Source organism: Komagataeibacter saccharivorans, assembly GCF_004348195.1.
Lineage (GTDB): Bacteria > Pseudomonadota > Alphaproteobacteria > Acetobacterales > Acetobacteraceae > Komagataeibacter > Komagataeibacter saccharivorans.
Genome location: NZ_CP036404.1, coordinates 1,708,934 through 1,732,775, shown reverse-complemented (window position 1 = coordinate 1,732,775; position 23,842 = coordinate 1,708,934). Strand labels below are relative to the sequence as shown.

Annotated in this window: 22 protein-coding genes; 15 read left to right on the top strand and 7 right to left on the bottom strand. The window is 62.3% G+C overall.

Annotated elements, in window-relative coordinates; genetic code table 11:
- The first annotated feature begins 7 nt into the window (after nucleotides 1-7).
- From purU to KSAC_RS07840, 4 genes are all read left to right on the top strand, one after another.
- Nucleotides 8-889: a formyltetrahydrofolate deformylase gene (purU, locus tag KSAC_RS07855; RefSeq protein ID WP_110547021.1), complete on the top strand. Its 882-nt coding sequence runs from the start codon at nucleotides 8-10 to the stop codon at nucleotides 887-889.
- The gene (mntR, locus tag KSAC_RS07850; protein WP_118962782.1) at nucleotides 886-1,419 is read left to right on the top strand and encodes a manganese-binding transcriptional regulator MntR; all 534 of its coding nucleotides are present in this window, start codon (nucleotides 886-888) and stop codon (nucleotides 1,417-1,419) included. Before purU ends, mntR begins: the two co-directional genes overlap by 4 nt.
- A 21-nt stretch (nucleotides 1,420-1,440) precedes the next feature.
- Entirely contained in the window at nucleotides 1,441-2,778 is a 1,338-nt protein-coding gene (locus KSAC_RS07845) for a DUF763 domain-containing protein (protein ID WP_132305018.1), read from the top strand.
- Between the two features lie 90 nt (nucleotides 2,779-2,868).
- Nucleotides 2,869-4,698, top strand: a complete 1,830-nt coding sequence (locus KSAC_RS07840) for an ABC transporter ATP-binding protein (protein ID WP_132305016.1) — start codon at nucleotides 2,869-2,871, stop codon at nucleotides 4,696-4,698.
- A gap of 10 nt (nucleotides 4,699-4,708) precedes the next feature.
- On the opposite strand, the gene KSAC_RS07835 is transcribed toward KSAC_RS07840, so the two are convergent.
- Together KSAC_RS07835 and KSAC_RS07830 are read right to left on the bottom strand one after the other, a co-directional pair.
- On the bottom strand, nucleotides 4,709-5,797 hold the full coding sequence (locus tag KSAC_RS07835; protein WP_132305014.1) for a retropepsin-like aspartic protease: 1,089 nt from the start codon (nucleotides 5,795-5,797) through the stop codon (nucleotides 4,709-4,711).
- Between the two features lie 25 nt (nucleotides 5,798-5,822).
- Nucleotides 5,823-6,812, bottom strand: a complete 990-nt coding sequence (locus KSAC_RS07830) for an ion channel (RefSeq protein ID WP_132305012.1) — start codon at nucleotides 6,810-6,812, stop codon at nucleotides 5,823-5,825.
- 156 nt (nucleotides 6,813-6,968) lie between these two features.
- On the opposite strand from KSAC_RS07830, the gene KSAC_RS07825 reads away from it, so the two are divergent.
- A complete protein-coding gene (locus KSAC_RS07825) occupies nucleotides 6,969-7,868 on the top strand; it encodes a 3'-5' exonuclease (RefSeq protein ID WP_118962786.1) in 900 nt (299 codons plus the stop codon).
- A 686-nt stretch (nucleotides 7,869-8,554) separates the two neighbouring features.
- Entirely contained in the window at nucleotides 8,555-9,517 is a 963-nt protein-coding gene (speB, locus tag KSAC_RS07820) for an agmatinase (protein WP_118962787.1), read from the top strand.
- A 70-nt stretch (nucleotides 9,518-9,587) separates the two neighbouring features.
- On the opposite strand, the gene KSAC_RS07815 is transcribed toward speB, so the two are convergent.
- Entirely contained in the window at nucleotides 9,588-10,265 is a 678-nt protein-coding gene (locus KSAC_RS07815; RefSeq protein ID WP_132305010.1) for a DUF1028 domain-containing protein, read from the bottom strand.
- Nucleotides 10,266-10,700: 435 nt separating this feature from the next.
- Between KSAC_RS07815 and KSAC_RS07810 the strand changes: the two genes are divergently transcribed.
- From KSAC_RS07810 to argE, 4 genes are read left to right on the top strand one after another with little or no spacing between them, the layout of a single operon-like run.
- Nucleotides 10,701-11,207, top strand: coding sequence for a flavin reductase family protein (locus KSAC_RS07810; protein WP_132305008.1), 507 nt, complete (start codon nucleotides 10,701-10,703; stop codon nucleotides 11,205-11,207).
- A gap of 21 nt (nucleotides 11,208-11,228) precedes the next feature.
- Nucleotides 11,229-12,680 carry a 4-hydroxyphenylacetate 3-hydroxylase family protein gene (locus KSAC_RS07805; RefSeq protein WP_102325522.1) on the top strand — a complete coding sequence of 484 codons (1,452 nt, stop codon included), beginning with the start codon at nucleotides 11,229-11,231 and terminating at the stop codon, nucleotides 12,678-12,680.
- A gap of 28 nt (nucleotides 12,681-12,708) precedes the next feature.
- On the top strand, nucleotides 12,709-13,116 hold the full coding sequence (locus KSAC_RS07800) for a RidA family protein (RefSeq protein WP_162900523.1): 408 nt from the start codon (nucleotides 12,709-12,711) through the stop codon (nucleotides 13,114-13,116).
- Between the two features lie 24 nt (nucleotides 13,117-13,140).
- Entirely contained in the window at nucleotides 13,141-14,310 is a 1,170-nt protein-coding gene (argE, locus tag KSAC_RS07795) for an acetylornithine deacetylase (protein WP_132305006.1), read from the top strand.
- Nucleotides 14,311-14,359: 49 nt separating this feature from the next.
- Here the strand turns inward: argE and KSAC_RS07790 are convergent, their stop codons facing one another.
- A complete protein-coding gene (locus KSAC_RS07790) occupies nucleotides 14,360-15,211 on the bottom strand; it encodes an alpha/beta hydrolase (protein WP_132305004.1) in 852 nt (283 codons plus the stop codon).
- Complete coding sequence (locus KSAC_RS07785; RefSeq protein WP_102325524.1) at nucleotides 15,208-16,464, bottom strand: amidohydrolase/deacetylase family metallohydrolase; 1,257 nt, start codon at nucleotides 16,462-16,464, stop codon at nucleotides 15,208-15,210. Before KSAC_RS07785 ends, KSAC_RS07790 begins: the two co-directional genes overlap by 4 nt.
- Nucleotides 16,465-16,595: 131 nt before the next feature.
- Here KSAC_RS07785 and KSAC_RS07780 point away from each other — a divergent pair, with 131 nt between their 5' ends.
- The 5 genes from KSAC_RS07780 (at nucleotide 16,596) to KSAC_RS07760 (ending at nucleotide 22,077) form a co-directional block, all read left to right on the top strand.
- Nucleotides 16,596-18,980: a xanthine dehydrogenase family protein molybdopterin-binding subunit gene (locus tag KSAC_RS07780; protein ID WP_132305002.1), complete on the top strand. Its 2,385-nt coding sequence runs from the start codon at nucleotides 16,596-16,598 to the stop codon at nucleotides 18,978-18,980.
- Entirely contained in the window at nucleotides 18,977-19,783 is an 807-nt protein-coding gene (locus KSAC_RS07775; RefSeq protein ID WP_118962793.1) for an FAD binding domain-containing protein, read from the top strand. The genes KSAC_RS07780 and KSAC_RS07775 overlap by 4 nt, the downstream gene beginning before the upstream one ends.
- A complete protein-coding gene (locus KSAC_RS07770; protein WP_102325527.1) occupies nucleotides 19,780-20,913 on the top strand; it encodes a 2Fe-2S iron-sulfur cluster-binding protein in 1,134 nt (377 codons plus the stop codon). The genes KSAC_RS07775 and KSAC_RS07770 overlap by 4 nt, the downstream gene beginning before the upstream one ends.
- The gene (locus tag KSAC_RS07765) at nucleotides 20,903-21,316 is read left to right on the top strand and encodes a MarR family winged helix-turn-helix transcriptional regulator (protein WP_243705144.1); all 414 of its coding nucleotides are present in this window, start codon (nucleotides 20,903-20,905) and stop codon (nucleotides 21,314-21,316) included. The genes KSAC_RS07770 and KSAC_RS07765 overlap by 11 nt, the downstream gene beginning before the upstream one ends.
- Before the next feature lie 128 nt (nucleotides 21,317-21,444).
- The gene (locus KSAC_RS07760; RefSeq protein WP_132304999.1) at nucleotides 21,445-22,077 is read left to right on the top strand and encodes a DUF1989 domain-containing protein; all 633 of its coding nucleotides are present in this window, start codon (nucleotides 21,445-21,447) and stop codon (nucleotides 22,075-22,077) included.
- A 20-nt stretch (nucleotides 22,078-22,097) separates the two neighbouring features.
- On the opposite strand, the gene KSAC_RS07755 is transcribed toward KSAC_RS07760, so the two are convergent.
- Complete coding sequence (locus KSAC_RS07755) at nucleotides 22,098-23,555, bottom strand: sodium:solute symporter family protein (protein WP_132304997.1); 1,458 nt, start codon at nucleotides 23,553-23,555, stop codon at nucleotides 22,098-22,100.
- The gene (locus tag KSAC_RS07750) at nucleotides 23,552-23,812 is read right to left on the bottom strand and encodes a DUF3311 domain-containing protein (protein WP_207918663.1); all 261 of its coding nucleotides are present in this window, start codon (nucleotides 23,810-23,812) and stop codon (nucleotides 23,552-23,554) included. Before KSAC_RS07750 ends, KSAC_RS07755 begins: the two co-directional genes overlap by 4 nt.
- Nucleotides 23,813-23,842 lie beyond the last annotated feature (30 nt).

The following is a 23,842-nucleotide window of genomic DNA, read 5'->3' as shown; positions in this document are numbered from 1 at the left end:
GGGAAACATGTCCGCGCACAAGCCAGAATCCTGCCGTTCCTATGTCCTGACACTGTCATGCCCGAACCGACCGGGCATTGTCGCAGGTATCAGTCGCGCCCTGTTTGATCTGGGTGCCGACATCGCAGGCGCACAGCAGTTTGACGAGCAGGAAAGCCATGTTTTTTTCATGCGCATCGTGTTCAGCCTGCCCGCCAGTGAGCCGGAACTGGCCACGCTTGAGGGCGTGCTGGCCGGGATCGCCGCCGATCTGGACATGAAGTGGTCGCTGCGGGAAAGCGCGCGGCCCACCCGTACCGTCATCATGGTCTCGCGTTTCGATCACTGTCTTGTCGATCTTCTGTACCGCTGGCGCATAGGTGAACTGGCGATCGAACCGGTCGCCATCATCGCCAATCACCCGCGCGAGACATACGCCCATATCAATATGGAAGGCGTGCCGTTCCATTATCTGCCCGTTTCATCCGCCAACCGGCCCGAACAGGAAGCCCGTATCGAACAGATCGTGTGCGATACCGGGGCGGAACTGGTGGTTCTGGCGCGTTACATGCAGATCCTGTCAGACCGGATGAGCGCATGGCTGGCGGGGCGGTGCATCAACATCCATCATTCCTTCCTGCCCGGTTTCAAGGGCGCGCGGCCCTATCATCAGGCGTTCGCGCGCGGGGTGAAGCTGATTGGTGCCACCGCCCATTTCGTAACCCCCGATCTGGATGAAGGGCCGATCATTGAGCAGGATGTCGAACGGATCACCCACGCTGACAGCCCCGATGACCTGATCCGCAAGGGCCGCGATATCGAACGCCGCGTTCTGGCGCGCGCAGTGCGCTACTTTACCGAACGGCGGGTTATCCCCACCGGCCACAAGACAATCGTTTTCAGCCCATGACACCACCCCCGACACCTGATGGGAACCATGGCGCGGGCCCCGCGCGGAAAGTGGCAGCGCAGCGCGTGCAAGCGATGCCTGACCCCGATATGCAGTCAGCCGGGTTCCGTCAGGCGCGCCTTGCGCGCAAGACCGCGCTGATCGAGGATTATGTGGAACTGATCGATGATCTGCTGAATGACGGTCAGGAAGCGCGGCAGGTCGATATCGCGGCGCGGCTGGGCGTATCGCAGCCAACGGTGGCCAAGATGCTGGTGCGGCTGGAAGCGGATGGTCTGGTCACGCGCCGTCCATATCGGGGCATATTCCTGACGGATGCCGGACATGACATGGCGGCCCAGAGTCGCAAGCGCCACCATACGGTCGAACGCTTTCTGCGCGCGTTGGGGATCAGCGACGCCAATGCCCGTATTGATGCCGAGGGCATGGAGCATTACGTGGGGGCTGAAACGCTGGCGGCCTTCAGTCAGGCGCTTGAGGCGGGGCTGGCCGATTTTCTCGTGGCGGCAAGGAAGAAGCGCAGCGGCTGACCCGTTGCGGGAGGGGACGCCATGACCAGACGCGCGGGCGCGGCCGACCTGCCGCTGCATACGGGCCGGGTGCCCGCATGGCTGGGACAGCGCATGGCGCGCCTTGGGGCCGTCATCACGCAGGCGGTCATCCATCATTACGGGCGCGATGAATTCCTGCGCCGCCTTGCCCATCCCTTCTGGTTCCAGTCCTTTGGCGCGGTCATGGGTATGGACTGGCATTCGTCAGGCATGACAACCAGCGTGATCGGTGCGCTCAAGCGCGGGCTGGCGCCGCTTTCGGGTGAACTGGGGCTGTATGTGTGTGGCGGGCGTGGGCGGCATTCGCGCCGCACGCCCGATGAACTGCTGGCGGTGGGTCAGGAAACGGGTCTGGATGCCACGCCGCTTGTGGCGACCAGCCGCATGGTGGCCAAGGTTGACAGTGCCGCCGTGCAGGACGGTTTTGATCTGTACCTGCATGGCTTCGTTGTTGCGGCGGACGGGAAGTGGACCGTCGTGCAGCAGGGCATGCATACCGGACGGCGCATGGCGCGGCGCTATCACTGGCTGTCCGAGGGTCTGGGCAATTTTGTCGAAGCCCCGCATGCGGCCATAGATGGTCGGGCAACGGGTGACACGATCATGAATCTGACGGACCGGCGGGCGGATGTCTCCCGCCGGGGACAGGTGGACCTGCTGCGTGATCTGGGGCCGGACCGGCTGACGCGGGAACTCATGCGGATCGAGGGGCTGGCCCCGCCACCCGCTCCGGCGCAGGGTGAACTGCCGTATATGTGTCTGCCTGCCCATCACGATGTCCGGCCGGAGGACGTGAACATGCGCCGCCTGCACGGCGCGCTGGCTGCGGCGACCGAAGCGGGACCGCGTGATTTCACCGAACTGCTGCGTGTTCCCGGCGTTGGCGCGCGGACGGTGCGCGCACTGGCGCTGGTGGCGGAAGTGGTGCATGGCGCACCGTGCCGGTTTTCAGATCCGGCGCGGTTTTCTCTTGCCCATGGTGGCAAGGACCGCCACCCCTATCCTGTTCCGGTCGCGGTTTATGACCGGACCCTGTCGGTCATGAAGGCTGCGGTGACGGCAGCGAAACTGGGGCGTGAGGAACGGCTGGACGCCATACGCCGTCTGGACAGCGCGGCGCGGCGGCTGGAGCGTGATGCGCGCGGCCCGTCCTTTTCCGCCATCATGGCTGAAGAACGCGGGCGTTCGCACGAATATGGCGGCCGCTCCGTATTCGGGCATGAACCACCACCGCCCCGGCGGGTTTCAGAAGGGCAGGGGGACAGGATCATGCGCCATGAGGACCAGCCACAGGACCAGCAGGGAACCGATCGTGATGCGTCCCGCCACGCGGGCTAGGGGTGTATGTGTCATGCAGGCATGATACGGGGCCAAATACGGCGGAAGTGCGGATAATCCATCCGTCATGCCACAGGGGCAGCATCATTCATGACAGTGCCAGATCATACGCCGCCTTCATCATCCGTTCCCGCCACGCAGTCCGATACGCTACGCATTACAGCCCTGCGGCGTTACCGGTACCGGCCCCTGCGCTTCATCCTTCACTACGTGCGGCTGCATGCACGTGGGCATGCGGTCATCATTACCGCCATTGTGGTGGCGGTCGCGTGCAATGTGGGGATGTCGGCCATCATCCGCCATCTGGTCAACGGCATGACGGAAGGCGGGCAGGGAACGGTGGCCGTATGGGTTTCCATCATCCTGTTCTGTGTCACGATCATATGTGACAACGCGGCATGGCGTGTCGCGGGGTGGCTGGCGTCGGGTGAATTCGTGCGCGTGGGCGGCGATGTGCGGCAGGACCTGTTTCGCTACCTGACCGGTCATGCCGCCACCTATTTTGCCGACAGGCTGTCCGGCTCCCTTGCCGCGCGGGTTTCGGCGGCGGCCAGCGCGGTCGTGGCGCTGGAGAACATGGGGGCGTGGAACCTGCTGCCTTCCATGCTGAACCTTCTTCTGGCCATCGCCACCCTTGGCACCGTCAGCCCGTGGATGGCGCTGGTGCTGGTGGCCATGACCATGCTGGTGGGACTGGTCATATACCGGCTGGCGGGGCGGGGGCAGGACCTGCATCTGTCCTATGCCGCCGAAGCGGCGGAGGTGGATGGCGAAATGCTCGATGTCATGCAGAACCTGCCGCTTGTGCGCGCCTATGGCATGATCGATTCGGAACATGCCCGCATGCGCCGGCGCATACGCGGTGAGACCGGGCTGCACTGCCGTTCGCTACGCTATATGGAAAAGCTGCGCATGATCCATTCGCTTGTCACGGCGGTCATGACCACGGGCCTGCTGATATGGGCCGTGCTGCTGTGGCGGATGCACAGGGCCACCACGGGTGATGTGGTGATGGTGACGACGCTGGGTTTCCTGATCCTGAACTGCACGCGCGATTTCGCCTTTTCGATGGTGGAGGCGATGAAACATGTCACCCGCCTGTCCGAAACGCTGGGGCATCTGCTTGCCCCGCATGAACAAAGCGGCGTGCCCGAGACGGCCATCCTGCCTTCCGCCGCGTGCCGGGGGCATGTCAGGCTGCACGATGTGACCTTTGCCTATCCCGGTGGGGCGCCCGTCCTGTCGCATTTCAGCCTTGATATTCCCGCGGGCACCCGCGTCGGGCTGGTGGGGGTTTCGGGGTCGGGCAAGAGTACCGTGCTGGCCCTGCTGCAACGACAGCGCTTCGTGCAGGATGGTGCCGTGGAGATGGATGGCATCAACATCCTGCAACTGGATGAAGCCAGCCTGCGGGCCGCGATGGCGGTCGTACCACAGGATGTGTACCTGCTGCGCCGCACGGTGGGTGAAAACATCCGCTATGGCCGCCCCGACGCGACCGAGGGCGAGGTCCGTGCCGCGGCGGAAGCCGCAGGCTGCACCGATTTCATCGCCGCCATGCCGCATGGTTTCGATACGGTGGTGGGAGAACGCGGTGTGATGCTGTCAGGCGGCCAGCGCCAGCGCATAGCGATTGCGCGGGCCTTCCTGCGTAATGCGCCGATCCTGATTCTGGATGAGGCCACCAGTGCGCTGGACGGCGAAAGCGAACGCCATGTCCACGCGGCGCTTGAGCGGCTGATGGTGGGGCGCACCGTAATTGCGGTGGCCCACCGCCTGTCCACCCTGCGCGGGTTTGACCGGATTGTGGTGATGGAACGCGGCAGGATTGCCCAGCAGGGCAGTATGGCGGAGCTGGAGCGCGTGCCTGGCCCCTATCGTGATCGCCTGCTGGCCCATGGGGGCGACATGCTGCCCTGAAAGGCTGCTTTTATTGCGTTGGGCTGGTGGTAGTGGCCGGTGATGCGGGTGCGGCGCCTGCAGCGGGCGTGCTGTCGGGGGCAGGGGGCGGCGTATCGACCATGCGGGCGACGGCGGTGCGGGTGCTGAGCAGGCCATGCGTTGCCTGTCCCCGGTCGTCGGGCACGTTCTGCTGCGGGGTCATGAACAGCATGCCCTGCGGAAAGGAGATGAGGATGCGCCTGCGCCGCAGGAAGTTCATGCCAAGCACGTTGTAGCTGGTTTTCTCGATATTCGCATCCAGCGGCAGGTCATGCCATGACCCGATGGTGATGTTATCGAAATGATGCCTGTGCCCGTTCAGGATTTTTCCGGCATTGGTGCGTACGTTCATGTCGTCATGAAGTATCGTTTTGGTCAGCCCGATCTCGCGCGCGGTCCTGCGTGAAAGGGATGAAAAATCCGCCCCCGGTTCGATTTCCATGCGTACGGGACGGTCGCCCACCTGCATCAGGAGGCCGGTCAGCCGCCCCGTGGCGTCGGGCAGCATGATGACGCTGGTGCTGCCCGCCCCCAGCCAGTCCAGTCCGGGTGCGCAGTCCGGGGTATCGGCAGTCAGGAACAGGGTCATGCGCCGGGCCGGAAAATCCAGCAGGACATTGTAGTTGCTAAGGATGTCGTACCCGATCACGCCCAGTACGTCCTGATTGCCGATCTGGGGGATGCGCATGCCCTCCAGCAGCGCGGGCACGTCCTGTGCCGCGCCGTTGCTTATGCGCAGGTCATGCAGGACGGTCGTGTATGTCGTGCCGGACCCGGCGATGGTCTGGATATCGACCGGGGCCTGAACGGGAAAATCGGTGGGCGTGCGGGCATAGACCCCGACCCGGCCCTGTGTGATGCTGATATAGGCCAGACCGTTCACGCCGTTGAACGTGGCGGGAATGATCGGGCTGCCGCTATTGGTCAGCAGGGGCACCGTAATGACATGGGTCAGGCAGGCATCTGGCAGGCCGTCGTAATCGGGCTGGGGTTGCGGTGCCGCCTGCGCGGCGGCGGGGGGATGATGGGGCGTTGCACGGGCGGGCACGGCGCAGGCTACGGACATGCCTGCCAGCATGATTGCCCGGCACAGACGGATGGCTTTACCGCCCTTCTGGCTGGTCCGCCATATCTCCCGGCGTCGCGGTATGTTCGGCCTGCGGGGCTTCGGTATGGTCAAAGCGGGTATAGTCAACGGTGATCCGTCCATCCGGCCCGGCATTTATAATATCGACGAAACGATGATTATACAGCATCCGGTCAAATCCGTAAGCGGATCGTGCGAAAACGGTCTGTCCCGATGCTTCGTCCGTTCCCGTCAGGCTTATGATGATTTCGGCTTCCTGCGCTGACAGGTCGTGTTCCGTCAGACCATAAAGCGGGCTGTGCTCGGTAATGACATGGGTGGGCGTGCACGCGAAGCGCAGCACCGGGATATGGGACTGCTGCAGGGGCAGGGGATCGAACTGCCGCACTACGCGCCCCGCTGGCGTGCGGATCAGGCGCGCGAGGGCGAATTCGACATCTACCGACAGGATCGGGCTGCGCCTGCAGTTCGCAATGCGGATATCAAGATGAAGCTGGTTGTCTTCTGTCAGGATAAGCGCCTGCTGGCTGAACATGATCCGTGCGCGCGGGCGCGAAAAACGGGCGAAGACCAGTCCCGTCGCCAGCGCGTTGATCATCATGCCGCCCAGCACTTCCACCGTTGCGATCAGGTTTGCCGTGCGGCTGACCGGTGTCATGGCGCCATAGCCGACGGTGGACAGGGTCTGGACACTGAAGAAGAAGTAATCGGCAAAGCTGCCTGCATGCGCGCCGCTTACACCCGCGCCGTCCAGCATGTAAAGCAGGGCGAATACAATATTGACGCCCACATAAAGCAGTAGCGAGCCATAAAAGAAGCGGCTCCACGGCGCGGTCAGGGCATGATGGTAGAAGTCAGACCAGATGCGGTCCACATGCCCGACCCGCACGACCGTATCATGCCCACGGTCTTCCAGTCGGTGGTGCATGAATTTATGGTGCCGCGTGCCCGCGGTGGTGGAAGCATGCAGGGGCGGTGTGTACGGTGGCCCGGCGTTCTGTGCCATGGCGTATCCAGTCTGTATGTGCCGTGTTGTGTCAGGACCGGCTGACCTGATTTATGTCATAATATGTCAAGCATTGCGGTGCAGCAACGGGTGCCGGGTAGACAGGGCCCTGCGCTGTTCGCATATCCATGACTGGCACGGCGCAGGAGGCGGCACATGACGGAACTGACCCCCGAACAGATGGAACATATGGCAACCACGCTGGAGGGGAGCGGACAGTACCGCATTCTCCGCCCGCTCGCGCCCCGCATGCTGGCGGACTATCCGCAGTCTTCCGGTACGCGGCTTGGCATGTTTCTGGACCTTGAAACCACGGGGCTGAGTGCGGCGAAGGACGAGATCATCGAATTCGGGATCGTTCCTTTCGTCTACACGCTGGAGGGACGGATTCTGGGCTGTCTGGAACCCTTCAGTCGCCTGCGGGAGCCATCATGCCCCATCCCGCCGCAGATCACGGCCCTGACCGGCATTACGCCCGAAATGGTGGCGGGGCAGTCCGTAACGCCTGAAGAAGTGGCCGGGTTTGTCGCGCCCGCTTCACTTATTATCGCACATAATGCAGATTTTGACCGCAAATTCGCCGAGCGATTCAGTCCCGTATTCACAACCAAGCCCTGGGCTTGTTCCATGCGCGATGTGGACTGGGCCGCCGAAGGGTATGAGGGGCGCAAGCTGTCCTATCTGGGGATGCAGGCAGGTTTCTGGTTTGACGGACATCGCGCGACGGATGACTGTCAGGCCGGGATTGCCATTCTTGACCGCGAACTGCCGGTATCCGGTCGTCCGGCACTATCGGTGCTGCTGGAAAACGCGCGGCAGGTGCGGTGCCGGATCTGGGCTGAAAATGCGCCCTATGAATATAAGGACGTGCTGCGCCAGCGTGGTTATCGCTGGAATGACGGCACGGACGGCAATCCGCGCGCATGGTCCATTTCCCTGCCGGAAGGGGACGTGACGGCGGAACTGGCCTTCCTGTCAGCCGAAGTGTTCGCCCGCCCCGTTGATCTGCCCGTAACCCGCATTACGCCATGGGACCGTTTTTCAACACGGTGTTAGGAGGGGGAAGCTGCTTTCCTGCATCCGTCCGTTCGGGATGAATGATTTGATTACGGAACAGGTTGGGGGGAATTAAGGGGCCTGTGATATTCATGTAACCCGCATGGCTGTCTGCCCGGTGAATGCGTTTGAGCGGGCTGGCCGTGTATGTTTGCGGGGCATGAATGACATCTATTGGGTAGGTAAAAGACGGTTTTTGAGTGTCGTCTTTTTTACAAGGCGTATCTTCTGAACTTTTGAAAAATCTTCACCAGAACTTTTATTTATCAGATGCTTCAGGGAATTGGACTGTATGGTTAAACCATGCAGTTGTGATATAACTGTTTCATAATATTAATGAAATGTCGCGTTGTCATATCTATGTGCTTCGGCAGGCAGGGTATGTTTTTGTTACGACTTGATAAAGACAATACCCGCTGATAGCGTAACCGCTACAGTGCAGGCCAGCAGGCGCGCTGCACATGTCCGGGCATCCGATACGGTTTCAGTCCCGTGCCTCTCTGGTTCGGTTTGACGGATATCGGGCTGTTGTCGTGGACAGGTTTCGGGGGCGTGCATCCTCTGTCAGATGCCGGGTCCACTGTCCCGTTCTGAACGGAATCCGGTCGTGGACAGGTGTCGCGTTGCTGGCAGGCGTACTGATGATGTTTGAACTTCTTATGCCATTACGGCAGGACGGCGAGTAAATGAGTAACGCCTACGATTCCGGTCGCCTTGATCTTCCTTTTGTCGGTATCTGCAGTTTTGGCAAATACCCGATCCAGACCGACTGGTCCGCGATCGATGCGGATGTCGCCATTATGGGTGCGCCGTTTGATGGGGGTACGCAGTGGCGTGCCGGTACCCGCTTCGGCCCGCGCGGCATCCGGGAGGCATCGACCCTGTTCGCCTTCGGTCATGCGGGTGCGTACGATCATGAAGATGACGCCACCTACCTGTATGGTGAAGGCTGCCGCATTGTTGATATCGGGGATGCCGATATCGTCCATACCAATACCGAACGCAGCCACGCGAATATCGAAGCAGGCGTGCGGGCCATACTGGCCGCAGGCGCGTTGCCGGTCGTGCTGGGCGGGGATCATTCGATCAATATCCCCTGTATCCGCGCCTTCAGTGAACAGGAACCGATCCATCTGATCCAGATTGATGCGCATCTGGATTTCGTGGATGAACGTCAGGGCGTGCGGCACGGTCATGGCAACCCGATGCGTCGGGCGGCGGAACAGCCTTATGTTACCGGCATGACGCAGATCGGCATCCGCAATGTCTCCTCCACCGCGCGGGAAGGATATGATGATGCGCGGCGCTTCGGTTCGGATATCCTCAGCGTCCGGCAGGTCCGCAAGCTGGGGGTGGAAGCCCTGCTGGAGCGTATTCCGGCAGGGGCGAACTATTACCTGTCGCTGGATATTGACGGTTTCGATCCCTCAATCGCGCCGGGTACCGGCACGCCCAGCCATGGCGGGTTCCTGTATTACGAAGTGCTGGAATTTCTGGCGGGGCTGGCGCAGCGCGGGCGTATCGTGGGCATAGACCTTGTGGAAGTCGCCCCCGATTATGATCCGTCGAACATCACATCCATTCTGGCGGCACAGGTGCTGCTCAACCTGATCGGGCGCATCCTGCATTTCCGCAAGACGCCAGCCTGACGGTTCTTTGCCCTCACGTTAAGTAACGTGAGGGCGTCGCCTGTTCCGGGCCGGGCATGAAAGCCGCTTTCTATTCGTCCCCCGGCACACCGTAGGAGGGAGATTCCACCGGATTGACGCTGCGCAGCGTATAGTCGCGCATCTGTGGCTGCCACAGATCCCACAGATCCTGAAGCTGCGCGATGGGGGTGTCATGCCAGTCAACCCGCAGGTCCGCCAGCGGCCAGCTATGGGTATCGACAACCAGCATCCCCGCCGATCGCACCGGTCCTGCTTCCCCGCCCGCCTTCAGCCCGGCGGCAAGGGTTGTGACCAGCCGCTGTCCCAGTTCCATCGTCGTGTCAGTGGCCAAAAAGGCTTCGACCATGGCGGCGGGAACCGTGTCATTGGCCAGCAGATTGCCAGCACAGGCGACATTGTGCCCGGTGGCTGTTGTGTACAGGCCCAGTGTTTTCTCACCCGACCAGACAGCGGTAAGGCCGGTGTCATCAATTGCCGAAATCTGCCGGTAAGCCGCGAATTCCGATCTGCGCACCAGTATGGCGACACATTCTTCCGCCGTGGCGCCGCGTTCAAGCAGGTCCAGCCCTGCCGGACCCAGCGAAGGATCGGTAATGTTCTGCGTGGCGACAGCCCCGGCACCGGCGCGTGCAAACGCGCAACGGCTGGCCACTGCGGGGGAGGAGGACGAAACGGCGATCCCGAACTGTCCGGTACGCGCGCATCGGGCGACAACTGAAAATGTCATGCGGTTCCTGTCATTTTACCGTGCCGGATGAACCGCTCTGCTTGTGCGTTCATCAATCCGGCTTCGGGTATCAATACTTTGGGGCGGGTCCCGTCTTTTCCTGATCGGAATAATTAACGTCTCGGAAGCCTATAGTGATCGGCATGGATTTCAAGGGTCCAGGTTATCCGCCTCATGGGGCTGCGGTATGATGAGTGGTCTCTGTATTCAGCAGGATGAAATACAGAAGACATATGAAAATATAACAGTATTTCAAAATTCGTGCGTCACCAGAAACCATGTGCGCACGATAGGGGATCGGAAAATCCGATGGGCGGGATCGGGATTTAATTCTTTGCCCCCTGCCGGTTCCGGCACAGGATCATGACAGGTCGGCAATGAACGTGAACCGCCAGACGGGCACGTATCCGGCACGGACTGGTGCGAGGTACGGACATGACAGACACAAACCCCCTGAAGAAGAAGTTCCTCGACGCAATGCGCAGTGTCGCGACCCCGGTTTCAGTCGTGACCACCGATGGGCCGGGTGGCCGGTTCGGGCTGACGGTCAGTTCCTTCAACTCCGTTTCAGCCGATCCGCCGGTCATATCGGTATGCATCAACCAGCGTAGTCCCATGATTGCCGCACTGGCGCGGAACGGGCGCATGAACGTCAATGTCCTGACCGAGGCGGGGGGCGAAATCGCGTCTGTCTTCGCGGGGCAGGCAGGACGGTTTTCCGCCTTTGATTTCGCCTGCGCCACATGGGCGCGCGATGATGCGGGGCTGCCGGTGCTGGATGATGCGCTGTCCACATTTTCCTGCGCCATCACGGCCGCCATCCCCACGGGTTCCCACATGGTGTTCCTGTGCGCGGTCGAAAGCGTGAATTCCCGTGATGCCCACACACTTCTTCATTACCGGCGTGAATTCTGCCGCCCGGTTTCCATTCTCTCCCATTAAGACAGACGGAAGGTTTCGCCGATGATCCGCACAGGCAGGCAGTATCTTGATTCGATCCGCGACGGCCGGCGCATCTGGGTCAACGGGGAGCGCGTCAATGATGTGACCACCCATCCGATGTTCCGCCCCATCGTCAATATACGCGCACGTATTTACGACATGCAGCATGAAGATGCGTTCCGTGACCGGATGACCTATGTCGATGGGGAGGGGAACCGTTCGGCAATTGGCCTGAAATTACCCGAAACCAGACAGGACTGGGATGACAAGCGCCTGTCCACCGATACCGTTCTCAACGAGGTCGGAGGCGTTGTAACCCGCGTGGGTGATGAGACGATCGGGGAGATGTGGTCCCTGTACGATGGGCAGGATCTGCTGAACGAGGTCGATCCGCGCTTTGCCCAGAATATCCGCAATCATGTAGCCAGGGCGATCTATGCCGATCCGTTCCATGTTTCGGCCAATACCGATCCCAAGGGCGACCGTTCCAAGCGCCCGCAGGATCAGGACCCGGACATGCTGCTGCATGTGGTGAAGGAAACGGATGCCGGGATCATCGTGCGTGGCGCCAAGTATGAGACGGCGGCGGCCTACGCCAATCAGGCCTTTACCAAACCCACCATCGCCAACTGGGGGGATTCCGCCCTGTCCGATTACGCGGTGGGGTTTGTGTGTGACTTTTCCTCGCCCAACCTGAAATTCATCTGTCGTACCGGCTTTGCCGGTCGCGCGCCGGAGACGGATTATCCCCTTTCCAACCGGTTTGATGAGGTCGAAGCCCTCGTGGTGTTCGATGACGTGCTGATCCCGTGGGAAAATGTGCTGTTCTATCGCCATACGAAGGCGGCGACCTTCATCCGCGCCACCCTGCATCGCTACAGCGCATTCGCGTTCGTGCAGCGTAACCTGAAACTGGCGGACATGATGATCGGCACCGCGTTGTTCAACGTGCGCCAGACCGGTCTGGACCGGCAGCAGGCCGTTCAGGAAAAACTCGCACGCCTTGCCTGCTATCGCGAGGGGATCAACGCGCACCTGACTGCCGCCATCGCCATGGCGGAACCCAGCCCCGGCGGGCTGCTCATGCCCAATCAGTCCCTGCTGATGAGCGGGCGCGTGCTGGCGTGCTCGCAACTGCATGAAATGATGCACCTGACGCGCGAACTGTGCGGCGGCCAGATCTGCGTCACGCCGGATGCGGCGGCCTTTGCCGACCCGGAAACGGGGCCGTGGCTGCAGAAATTCTATACCATTAACGAAAACTGGGTGGCGGATGACCGGCGCAGGCTGCTGGCCTATGCGCGCGATCTGCTCAATTCCGATTATGCCGGGCACCGCCTGACATTCCAGCTTTTCGCGCAGTCACCGCCATTTGCGCATCTGGCGGCTGTGTATCGTAATTTCGACTGGAACCCGTCGCTGGATTTCGTGAAAAAATCCGCCGGTCTCAGTGATGCTGTCGTGGGAAAGTAAGGATATCATGACCGATCTGCCAGCTACGGTGACACATCGCCGCATCCGCCCGTTCAACACGCGCGAAACCTATCCCGAGCAGAATCTCGATAACGACCTGTGTCAGGCGGTCGTGGCGGGAAAGATGGTCTATCTGCGCGGGCAGGTACCGCAGGATCTCGACACACGGGAGAATGTGGCGGTCGGCGACCCGGAAGGACAGGCGCGCAAGGTGGCGGAGAATATCCTTCTCCTCCTGTCCGAAGCGGGGGCCGAACCACGCCATATCTGCAAGGTGACGGTCTATCTGACCGATATCCGCTATCGGGAAGTGGTCTATCGCACCCTTGGCCAGTATCTGCGCGGTGTATTCCCCGTGTTTACCGGGCTTGTCGTCGTGGCGCTGGCGCGACCGGAATGGTTTGTGGAAGTTGATATCATCGCCCAGCTTGACTGATCGATGACAGGGGAAAACCGGCCCATGCAGCCTGGCGCGGACAAAAGCGGCACGATCGCCATTCTGGACCGTCTTGTCGCGTTTCCAACCATCTGCGGCACGTCCAATGCTGACCTGATCGACTGGGTGGAACTGTATCTTGTCGCCACCGGCGCGCGGGTCGAACGCGTGCCAGGCGATGCGGAGGGACGTTCCAGCCTGTTCGCCACAATTGGCCCGGACGGCCCGGATGGCATCATCCTGTCCGCCCATTCGGATGTCGTGCCTGTCGCGGGACAGGACTGGACGACCGATCCGTTCCGGCTGACCGCGCGCGATGGCAGGCTTTACGGTCGTGGCAGCAGCGACATGAAGGGTTTTCTTGCCTGCATGCTGACGGCAGCCGCCAGTGCGGGGCGCAGGACATTGCGTCGCCCGCTGCATCTGGCCATTTCGCATGATGAGGAACTGGGCTGTCTTGGCGTGCGTTCCCTGTTGCGCGCGCTGGGACAACAGGGTGTGACCGCCACCGGTTGCGTGGTTGGTGAACCGACGGAAATGGGGGTCGCCGTCGCGCATAAGGGCAAGATCACCCTGAAGATAACATGCCATGGCCGCGCCGCGCATTCCGCCAATCCGTTCAGGGGGCAGAACGCCATTGTTCTGGCATCCGAAATGGTCATCGCGGCCGGACGGCTGCAGGATCATATCCGGCAGGTGGAAACGCATGACGGGCGTTTTGAAGTGCCGTTTTCCACCGTTCAGATCGGCCTGATCGATGGGGGCACGGCGCTGAACATCGTGCCCGACCGCTGCGTGATCATGGCGGAAATCCGCCTTCTGCCGGGATATGATGGTGCGGATTATGTCGCGTGGCTGCATGATGCCGCCCAGCGGATTACCGATGATGGGGCAAGGGGAGGGATCACGATCGAGATCGTGAATGCCTATCCGGGTCTTGCCAGTTCAGGGGACGGCGGGATTCTGGCAACCGGCCTGCGCCATGCGCGGCAGAATAAAACGGGTGTCATAGATTTCGGCACGGAAGCGGGACTGTTCGAAAGCGAACTGGGTATTCCGTGCATTGTCTGCGGGCCGGGTTCGATTTCACGCGCGCATAAGGCCGATGAATACATCCTGCCTGCCGAACTGGCGGAAGGGGATCGTTTCCTTGCGGGTATCCTTGACGATCTGTGTGCGGAACCGGGGGCGTGATGGCGGCGTTGCCTGAAGCTTTTTGAAAAAAGCTTCACCAAAAACTTCTTTATGGTGGGGAGGCTGTTTCAGATGGCAGCATCATCCGTGCAACGCGCACCAGTTCTCCCTCAGGCTGGCGGAGGGCATCCAGCACGGTGAAATGATCGGCTTCCGCCACGGGCACCAGCGGGCCGGGACAGTGCCGGGTCGCGCGCATCCGGTGTAGCGCGATACTGTCGTGACACAGGGCGGGCAGTTCACGGCTGCCATAGGCAATGGCCAGCGGTTTTTCACATGCGGGCAGGCGCAGCGGGGAAAGTGTCGCCACCTCCGCATCACTCAGGCGTAGCGCCGTATTGAATCTGGTGTCACGCAATGGCCCCAGTTCAAATATGCCCGAAATGGCCAGTCCCGCCGTGACCGCCCTGTGCCCCAGCATCAATGCGGCCAGCATCCCGCCCGCCGACCAGCCCGAAAGCAGCCGTGGGCCAGCCAGACCATAGGTGGGGCCATGCCGGTCCAGCCATGTCAGCGCGGTATCAATTTCCTGCGTAATGGTGGTCAGCGATGCCTCGGGGGCCAGCGTGTGCCCCACCATTGCCACCGACCAGCCATGCGCGCGCAGCCCTTCGGCAAGGCAGGCAAAGCCTTCCGGTGCGTTCATCTGCCAGTACCCGCCATGGATGAATACCAGACACGGCGCATCCAGCCGGGCGGCGGGATAAAGCTGCCATACGGTGCGCGCACCGGGGGCGTAGGCGACATCCACCCGCCCCGGCAGGCTGTGCGCGCGCATGCGGGCGGATTGTGCCCGCAGCGCGCTCATATATGTCTGGCTGTCCGCTACGGCGGCGGCGTTGTCGTATGCCGCGTCGCGCGCCGCCTGATCCAGCCGCCCCCATTCTTCGGTCGGGTTCATGCCAGCGGCGGGATCAGCGGGCTGTCCGCCTTGTGCATTTTGCCCGCGCGCAGACAGAATGCCGGGGCCAGCATTTCATCCACCTCCACGCTGACGCCGCTGTTGTCGGACATGGTAAAGCGACCGCGCACATGATCCAGAACGGAAATGTCCGCCTCGCGCCCGACCTGAAGCGATCCCAGCGTATCGGCCATGCCCAGCATCCGCGCGGGATTGGATGTGACGGTCGCCACGACCTCATCCATCGGCATGCCAAGATAAAGCAGTTTCGACATCGCATGGGTCAGGTTGAACGGCGCGACCCCGGCAAAGGGATTGCGGCCCCGGTCGTCCAGATCGGTGGCGGAGGGAACGCGCACGTTATAGCCATGCATGTCAGCCCCCAGCGTGTAGGGACGGATGCCTGCCGCCATGACCGTGCGCGCCATGTCGAATGAAAAATGCGACCCGTGGCCGACATCCACCGTTACGCCGCGTTCCAGCGCGGCCCATACCACGGGATGCACTTCCCCCGTTTCCATTGAAATGAAACCACCCGGATGCCGCGTGAACGGATGGGCCAGAATATCCCCCGGTTCCATCAGCGGCATCAGTTCGCGTACGATTTCATCGGGGTCGATATCGGGTGCGTCCTCCTTCATCGGCCAGAGCTGGCCCAGATGGATATAAAGCGGGATGCCCGCTTCCCGCGCGATGCGCTTGCCGATGCGGATGACATCCAGCCCCCAGCGCGATACGCCGCCCAGTTCGCAATGCGCCTTGATCCCGCGCACCAGATCGGCATTTTCCCGCGCGGCGCGCACCGAATGTTCGACGTTGGTCTGACCGGGGCCATAAAGTTCGGGGTAAAGGTGGCCTTCCAGCCCGCCCACCAGATAGGCGGACAGGAAACACAGCACCCTGCTGTCCGACGGGTTGGAAATGAAATTACGGAACCCGCCAATGGTCATGCAGCTTGGTCCGCCCTGGTCAACCAGTGTGGTGACACCCGAACGCACGCCCACCAGATCGGCATTCAGGCCGAAGCGACCGGTTACATGTTCATAGATATGACCGTGCGTGTCGATCATGCCAGCCGTCACGATCTTGCCCGATACGTCATGCGTCTCGCGTGCCGTGGCATCGGGGCCGATCGTGGATTCGATCGCCACGATCCGACCATCGCGAATGCCGATATCGGCCACGCCATGGCGTCCGGTCATCGGGTCGATAAGGGTGCCACCACGCAAAAGCGTGTCAAATGCCGAATTCATTGGTTGCCTCCGCCGCTATTAACAGTCAGTATACTGACGATATACGGGCGTGCAAGCCTGATATGCGGCCCGCCGCGATTCTTCACCCCGCCCGGTCCCCGCCGGGCGTGCGATCAGGGATATAAGGCGTAATGACCACAGATGATGCCCCCCGAAGCAACAGCTTTCCCGGACATAATAATAAACAGGGCGTGGGTCAGTCCGTCCCACGCAAGGAAGATGATCGTTACTTGCGCGGAACAGGGGAGTACGTTGGCGACATCCGCCTGTCCGGCATGCGCGAACTGGCCTTTGTACGCAGCCCCTATGCCCATGCGCGGCTGGGCGCGATCCACAAACCAGCGGGGCGGGAGGACTGCGTATTCACCGCCGCCGACCTGCATGGGGTGGAGCCGATTATCGCCAATTCCGGCCTGCCGGGTTTCAAATCCTCCGCGCAGTATGCCCTTGCGTATGAAAAGGTCCGTCATGTGGGGGAAGCCGTAGCCGTATGCGTGGCCCCCACGCGGGCGGAAGCGGAGGATCTGGCCGCGACCGTGGTTGTCGATTACGAGGAACTGCCCGCCCTGTCGGACATGCTGGATGCCATAACGCCCGGTGCGGCGCTGGTGCATGACCACTGGGGCGACAACCTGTTCCTGCAGACGCAGGTGGCGGGGGACGTGGACGAAATCATCCGCACCGCGCCGATCCATGTAAAACGCACCCTGCGCACAGCGCGGCAGTGCATGTCCCCCATGGAAGGGCGCGGCGTCATCGCCCGGTGGGAGTCGCGGCTTAACCAGCTTGTGCTGATTACATCGACCCAGATGCCCCATATCGTGCGCACGGGGCTTGCTGGCTGTCTTGGTCTTTCAGAAGAGCAGGTACGCATCATTGCCCCCGATGTGGGCGGGGGGTTTGGTTACAAGGGCATTCTTCTGCCCGAGGAAGTCTGCGCGGGCTTCCTTGCCCGGCATCTTGGCCATCCCGTACGCTGGCTGGAAGACCGGCGCGAACAGCTTGCGGGGAATGCCAACTGCCGCGAACATCATTATGAACTCAACGCCTATGCCGATCGTGACGGGCGACTGCTGGCGGTGGATGCCGATGCTTCGGTCGATGCCGGGGCGTATTCGATCTATCCCTTTTCCGCCTGTCTGGAAGCAGCGCAGGTGGCCAGCATCCTGCCCGGTCCGTACCGCATGCAGGGCTATCGCTGCCATACCCGTTCGGTGGCGACGAACAAGGCCGGGATCGTCCCCTATCGCGGGGTTGCGCGCGCGGGCGTGTGTTACGCGATTGAAAGCCTCATGGACGATATTGCGGTGCAGGCCGGTCTTGAACCGTGGGAAGTCCGGCTGCGCAACCTCGTGCCTGCCGAACTCATGCCTTTTGATAACATCACCAACAAACATTTCGACAGCGGCGATTACCCCGAAGCCCTGCGCCGCGTGGTGAAGGCGATTGATGTGCCCGGCGTGCGTGCGCGTCAGGCGGCGATGCAGGGGCCGGTCAGGCTGGGGCTGGGGATTGCGATCTTCTGCGAACAGGGGGCGCATGGCACTTCGGTCTACCATGGCTGGGGCATTCCCATGGTGCCGGGTTTTGAACAGGCGGTCGCCCGCCTTACGCCCGATGGCGGGCTGGAACTGCGCGTGGGTATCCAGTCCCACGGGCAGGGGCTGGAAACCACGCTGGCGCAGGTCGGCGCCGAAGTGCTGGGCATTCCGATTGAGCGGATTCAGGTGGTGCATGGCGATACGGCGCTGACACCCTATTCAACCGGCACATGGGGGTCGCGCTGCATGGTGATGGCCGGGGGCGCTGTTGCCACCGCCTGCCGCGAACTGGCCGAACGCATCGTGGCCATTGGCGCAAAACTGCTGCAGGTGCGTGCGGAAGATGCGCGGATAGTGGACGGCGCGGTCGTAAGCGGGGAGCGCACCGTAACCATAGCGGAGGTCGCGCGCACCTGGTACCTCCGCCCACAGGAACTGCCTGCCGATGTCTCCCCTGCCGGGCTGGAGGTGACGGGCGGCTACCGGACCCGGCGTGATACCGGCACGTTCAGCTACGCCGCCCATGCGGTTGTCGTGTCGGTCGATACCGAGATGGGGGATGTAAAGATCCTTGATTACGCGATCTGCGAGGATGGGGGCGTGCTGGTCAATCCCATGATCGTGGACGGTCAGGTCAATGGCGGTCTGGCGCAGGGTGTTGGCACCGCATTGTATGAGGAAATGCCCTTTGACGCGGCGGGGCAGCCGCTGGCCACCACGCTGGCTGATTACATGCTGCCCGGTGCTACGGAAGTGCCGCTGCTGCGCATCGATCATATGGTTACGCCTTCGCCCTATACAGAATTCGGGCAGAAAGGCATCGGGGAAGGTGGAGCGATCGGGCCACCAGCCGCCATTGCCAACGCGGTCAATGATGCCCTGCGCCCGCTGGGTGTGCGCATGGATCGCCTGCCGATCACGCCGCACCGGATCGTGTCCGCCCTGATGGCGCGCGAACAGGGAGTTGCCTCATGAAGCCTGTCGATTTTGCCTTCGATCAGCCCGCCACGCTGGCACAGGCCAGCACCATGCTGGCGACAGAAGGGGCGCGGGCCATGGGGGGCGGGCAGTCGCTGGGGCCGATGCTCAATTTCCGTGTGGCCCGTCCCGCGCGGATTGTGGCGCTGCATGGTCTGGCGGAATGTCAGGGGGTGGAGGATGCGGGTGATGCCCTGACCCTTGGCGCATCCACGCCCCATGCGGCAATCGAGGACGGGCGTACGCCCGACCTGCCCGGCGGGATACTGTCACGGATCGCGGCCAATATCGCCTATCGGGCGGTCCGCACGCGCGGCACGATGGGCGGCAGCCTGTGTCATGCCGATCCGGGCGCGGACTGGCTGTGCACGCTGGGCGCGCTGGGTGCGCTGGTGCTGACATGGACCCCGCGTGGCGGGCGCATGGTGCCGCTGTCGGGCTTTGTCACCGGTGCGTTCCGCACAGTGCTGCAACCCGGTGAAATCGTGCAGGCCATACGTATTCCCCGCCCCGGCGCGGATTTTGGCTGGGGATACGTCAAGGCGTGCCGCAAACCGGGCGAATTCGCGCATGCCATGTGCGCCGTGTTGCTGGACCCCACGCACGGGGTAAGGCGCATGGTCATCGGGGCGACCGGTGGGCCGCCCGTCGTGCTGGAAGGGGATCGTGCCGATCCGGCTGCGGTCGAAGGCGCGCTGGAGGGGGCGGGACTTGGTCCCGTCGAACGCCGCATGCAGGCGGTGATCGCCGGGCGTGCAATGGAACAGGCCATGCAGGCACACAGGGGAACGCGCGCATGAGCACACTTACACTCACGCTTAATGGCAGGCCCTGTACGGGGGATGCGACGCCACGGACCAGTCTGGCTGATTTCCTGCGCGAGACCGAGCTGCTGACCGGTACGCATGTCGGCTGTGAACATGGCGTATGCGGTGCCTGTACCGTCGTGATGGATGGCCAGCCCGTGCGGGCCTGCATCACGCTGGCGCATTCATGCAGCGGGCGGGACGTGCGCAGTATCGAAGGGCTGGCCACGGATGATGTGATGGCGCAACTGCGTGCCGCCTTCACTGCCGAACACGCGCTGCAATGTGGCTACTGTACACCGGGCATGCTGGTGACGGCGCGCGATATCGTCACGCGCCTGCCCGATGCGGATAGCGAACGCGTGCGGCTGGAACTGGCGGGCAACCTGTGCCGCTGCACGGGGTATGGTGGCATCGTGCGCGCGATCATGCGCGTGCTTGAGACGCGACGGGGCGTTCAGGCCGCTATCCCGCCCAGGCTGCCCGCCGCAACCTTTGCCCGCCGCAAGCGCGATGAGGGCGTCATCCCCATGACAGCCCCGATGGCGGAGGGGGCCACAGGTGGCAATACCCCCAACCGGATGCGGCAGGTCCTGCGCATCGGCGTGCCTGCCAGTGCGGTATGGGATGCGGTGCGTGACCCGGAACTGGTGGTCGGCTGCGTGCCGGGGGCACGCCTGCTGTCGCGGGAAGGCAATCAGCTACGCGGGGAAATGACCGCAAGCCTTGGCCCGATTCAGGCCAGTTTCCAGGGGGAAGCGACGGTACGGTACGCAACGGATGCGATGCGCGGCGCACTGACGTGTCAGGGGCGCGATCAGGCCAGTGGCACACGGCTGTCGGGACAGGCGGATTTTACCGTTGTGCCGGATGGGAATGAGGCCAGCCGGGTGGAAATCGACATGCACTATGCCTTGCGCGGGCCGCTGGCGCAGCTTGGGCGTGGGCCGGTGGTACAGGTGTTCGCCAATGAAATCGCCCGCACCGTCGGTCTGAACCTTCAGGCCCGCCTGCGCAATGAGGAAGCCCCTCCGCCGCCTGCACGACTGGGGGCGGGCCGGCTGCTGCTAACGATTATTTGGCGCGCCCTGCGGCGGCTGGTATCGTGGGGTCATGACACATGAACCTACCGTCGCCCGTGGCGATGCACCGGGCTGGATGGGCGACATGGCGCAGCTTGGCGCACGACCGGGATTCCTGATCCGTCGGCTGCACCAGATCCATGTCGCCCTGTTTGCCGAGGAATGCGGCGTGTTCGGCATAACCCCGGTGCAGTACAGCATCATGTGCGTGGCGCAGGCACGACCGGGACTGGATCAGAGCGAACTGACACAGGAAGTTGGCGTGGATCGCGCCACACTGGCCAATGTGCTGGCCCGGCTGGAAAAACGCGCGCTGGTACGGCGCGAACGCACCACGCGCGACCGGCGGCTCAAGCGGGTTTACCTGACCGAAACCGGGGCGGCCCTGCTGGAAGAAATGGCCGAGCCCCCCGCCGGGCGCATGCGCGCACCATTGCCGCGTTGACAGGGGGGGACAGGGATGCCTTCCTCGATGCGCTGACCCGGCTTGTGATCGCCGGCAACGAATATGGCCGTGCGCCCATGCGTATCGGCTGATCCACCGCCCGTCCTGATGCCAGGGAGACCGCGTGCATGACTGTTGTCCTGACCCTGCCCGAAGGAAGCCGCGTCATTCACCGGGAGACCGTTGCGCCGAAAAAGCCGTGGTCGCGCGTGCTGGCTACGGGGCAGTTTCTGAGCATTGTCGATCTGCACGGCCAGCAGGCGGTGGATTTCCTGTGCTTTACGGCGCATGCGCCCCATGCGCGGCTGAATGTTCCCAATACCGTCAAGCTGAACCGATCGCTTTACGTAACAAAGGGAACGGATCTGTATTCCGACCGGGCGGAGAAGATGTTTTCCGTTATCGAGGATACATGCGGTTTTCACGATACGCTGGCCGGGTGCTGCAGTTGCGAGATGGATCGCCTGCGCTATGGCGTGGAAAAAACCGAAAGCTGCCGCACCAATTTCATTTCCGAACTGTCAAAATGGGGGCTGGGACCATCGGAAATCGTCTCCAACGTCAATTTCTTCATGCGGGTGAAATTCGCCTCCGATGGGGCGCTTCAAATTGCGGAAGGGATCTCCCGCCCCGGTGATTACGTGACCCTGCGCGCGCATATGCCGGTTCTGGCTGTCCTGTCCAACTGCCCGCAGCAGAACAACCCCTGTTCAGGCTTTGCGCCAACCCCGATCGAGGTCATCGTCAGCGAAGCCGTGTGACGTGATGGCCTTGCGGCGGGTCATGTCTTTGCGCTGTATCGCGCGTCTGACAGGCGGCTGACCACCAGCATGGTGATGATGTTCAGCCCCAGTGCAAGGCTGCCGATATTGATATCGCGTATCCAGGCGGGCAGGGCAGGGAACATCGTGGCCATGGTGGAATGGGTCAGGACAGTAATCATGACAACCGTAACCCCCACGCATATGCCCGCCCCGGCTCCCGCCGTATTGACGGTGCGGCGCGCGGGCAGGCTGGCCACGAGTGATGGGAACAGTTGGGTGACAAAGCTGTAGCCCATGATCAGCAGCCCAACGATGCTGATGGAACTGTCCAGCGCGAACCAGACCGCAACCAGTGTTACGACCGGCACCATCATGCGCGCCACGCGTCCCACCCGCGCACGGTCCCGGGGGACGAAAACCATGGCGTAGATATTGTTGGCCACCAGTGTAGCGGTGGCGATCAGCATCATCGAACCGGGCACGATTGCCGTAAGCAGTCCCGCCGCCCCGATCAGCCCGACAAACCATTGCGGAAAGGTCTGGATCGACAGGCGCAGCAGGGCCATGTCGATCTGGCCGCCTGTCAGACCGGGCACCTGCCCGATGGCGGCGAAGCCCACGATCATGGCAAGGATCATGACCAGCGTGTAAAGCGGCATCAGCACGGCATTGAGGCGAAAGCTGCGCGCCGCATGCGCCGACAGGGCGGAGCCGAACGTATGCGGCCACATATAGATGCCAAGCCCGGATATTATGATGGTCGAACAGTACCATGACGGGCTGAACCCGCTGGTGGACAGTGTCAGCAGGTCAGGCCGCATCTGTCCGATACGGTCGAACATCGCTCCCATGCCACCGTAATAGTGCCATGGCATGTACAGCCCCAGAAATGCGACAATCCCCAGTACCAGCACATCCTTGACCGTAGCGGTCCATGCCGATCCATGCATGCCGGACACCACGACATATACGCACATGACGCTCGCCCCGATCCATACGGAAAGCGAGGGTGAGAGCAGGCCATAGGACGTGGCCTGCACGATGATGCCCAGCCCCTTGAGCTGGAGTACAAGATAGGGGATCATGGAAACCAGACCCACCACTGCCACCAGCAGCGCCAGCGGTTTGCTGTCGTAACGGACACGAAAGAAATCGGCCTGCGTCAGCAGCCCGTGTCTGCGCCCGATTCGCCATACAGGTGGCAGAAGCCAGTAAGACAGCACGAAACCCAGCGCGGTGTAGGCAACCATGTACAGTGCCGCGACCCCATGCGCGTAGGCATAGCCCCCGCCCCCCAGAAAGGTGAAGGTCGTGAACACCTCCCCTGCCATCAGCACGAACATGAAAACCGGGCCGAAGCTGCGACCACCCACGCTCCACTGTTCAAGGTCCATGCGGATGCCGCGCCGCGCCATAAGGCCCAGCGCAAGCGCGCCCGCAATGGTGCCCATTATGATAAGCAGCGCCACGTTCATGGTGCGTCATCCCCATCGTGGCCGTGGTTGGCGGGATCAAGCAGGTAGATCACCCCCATGCTGACGGAACACATGCACACCGATACCACCGTCCAGAACACGAAGAAGGGCATGCCCAGCACCATGGGCCGGTAACGGTTGGCCAGCACGCTGCCCGCCATGATCATGACCAGAGGCACGGGTGCCACGACCATGCGGATGATCGTGTTCAGCCGGGTACGGCGCGCGGGGGTGTGTGGGGTCGTCGTGCCTGTCAATAGCGTGTTCCATGGTCAGGGTGCGTAAAC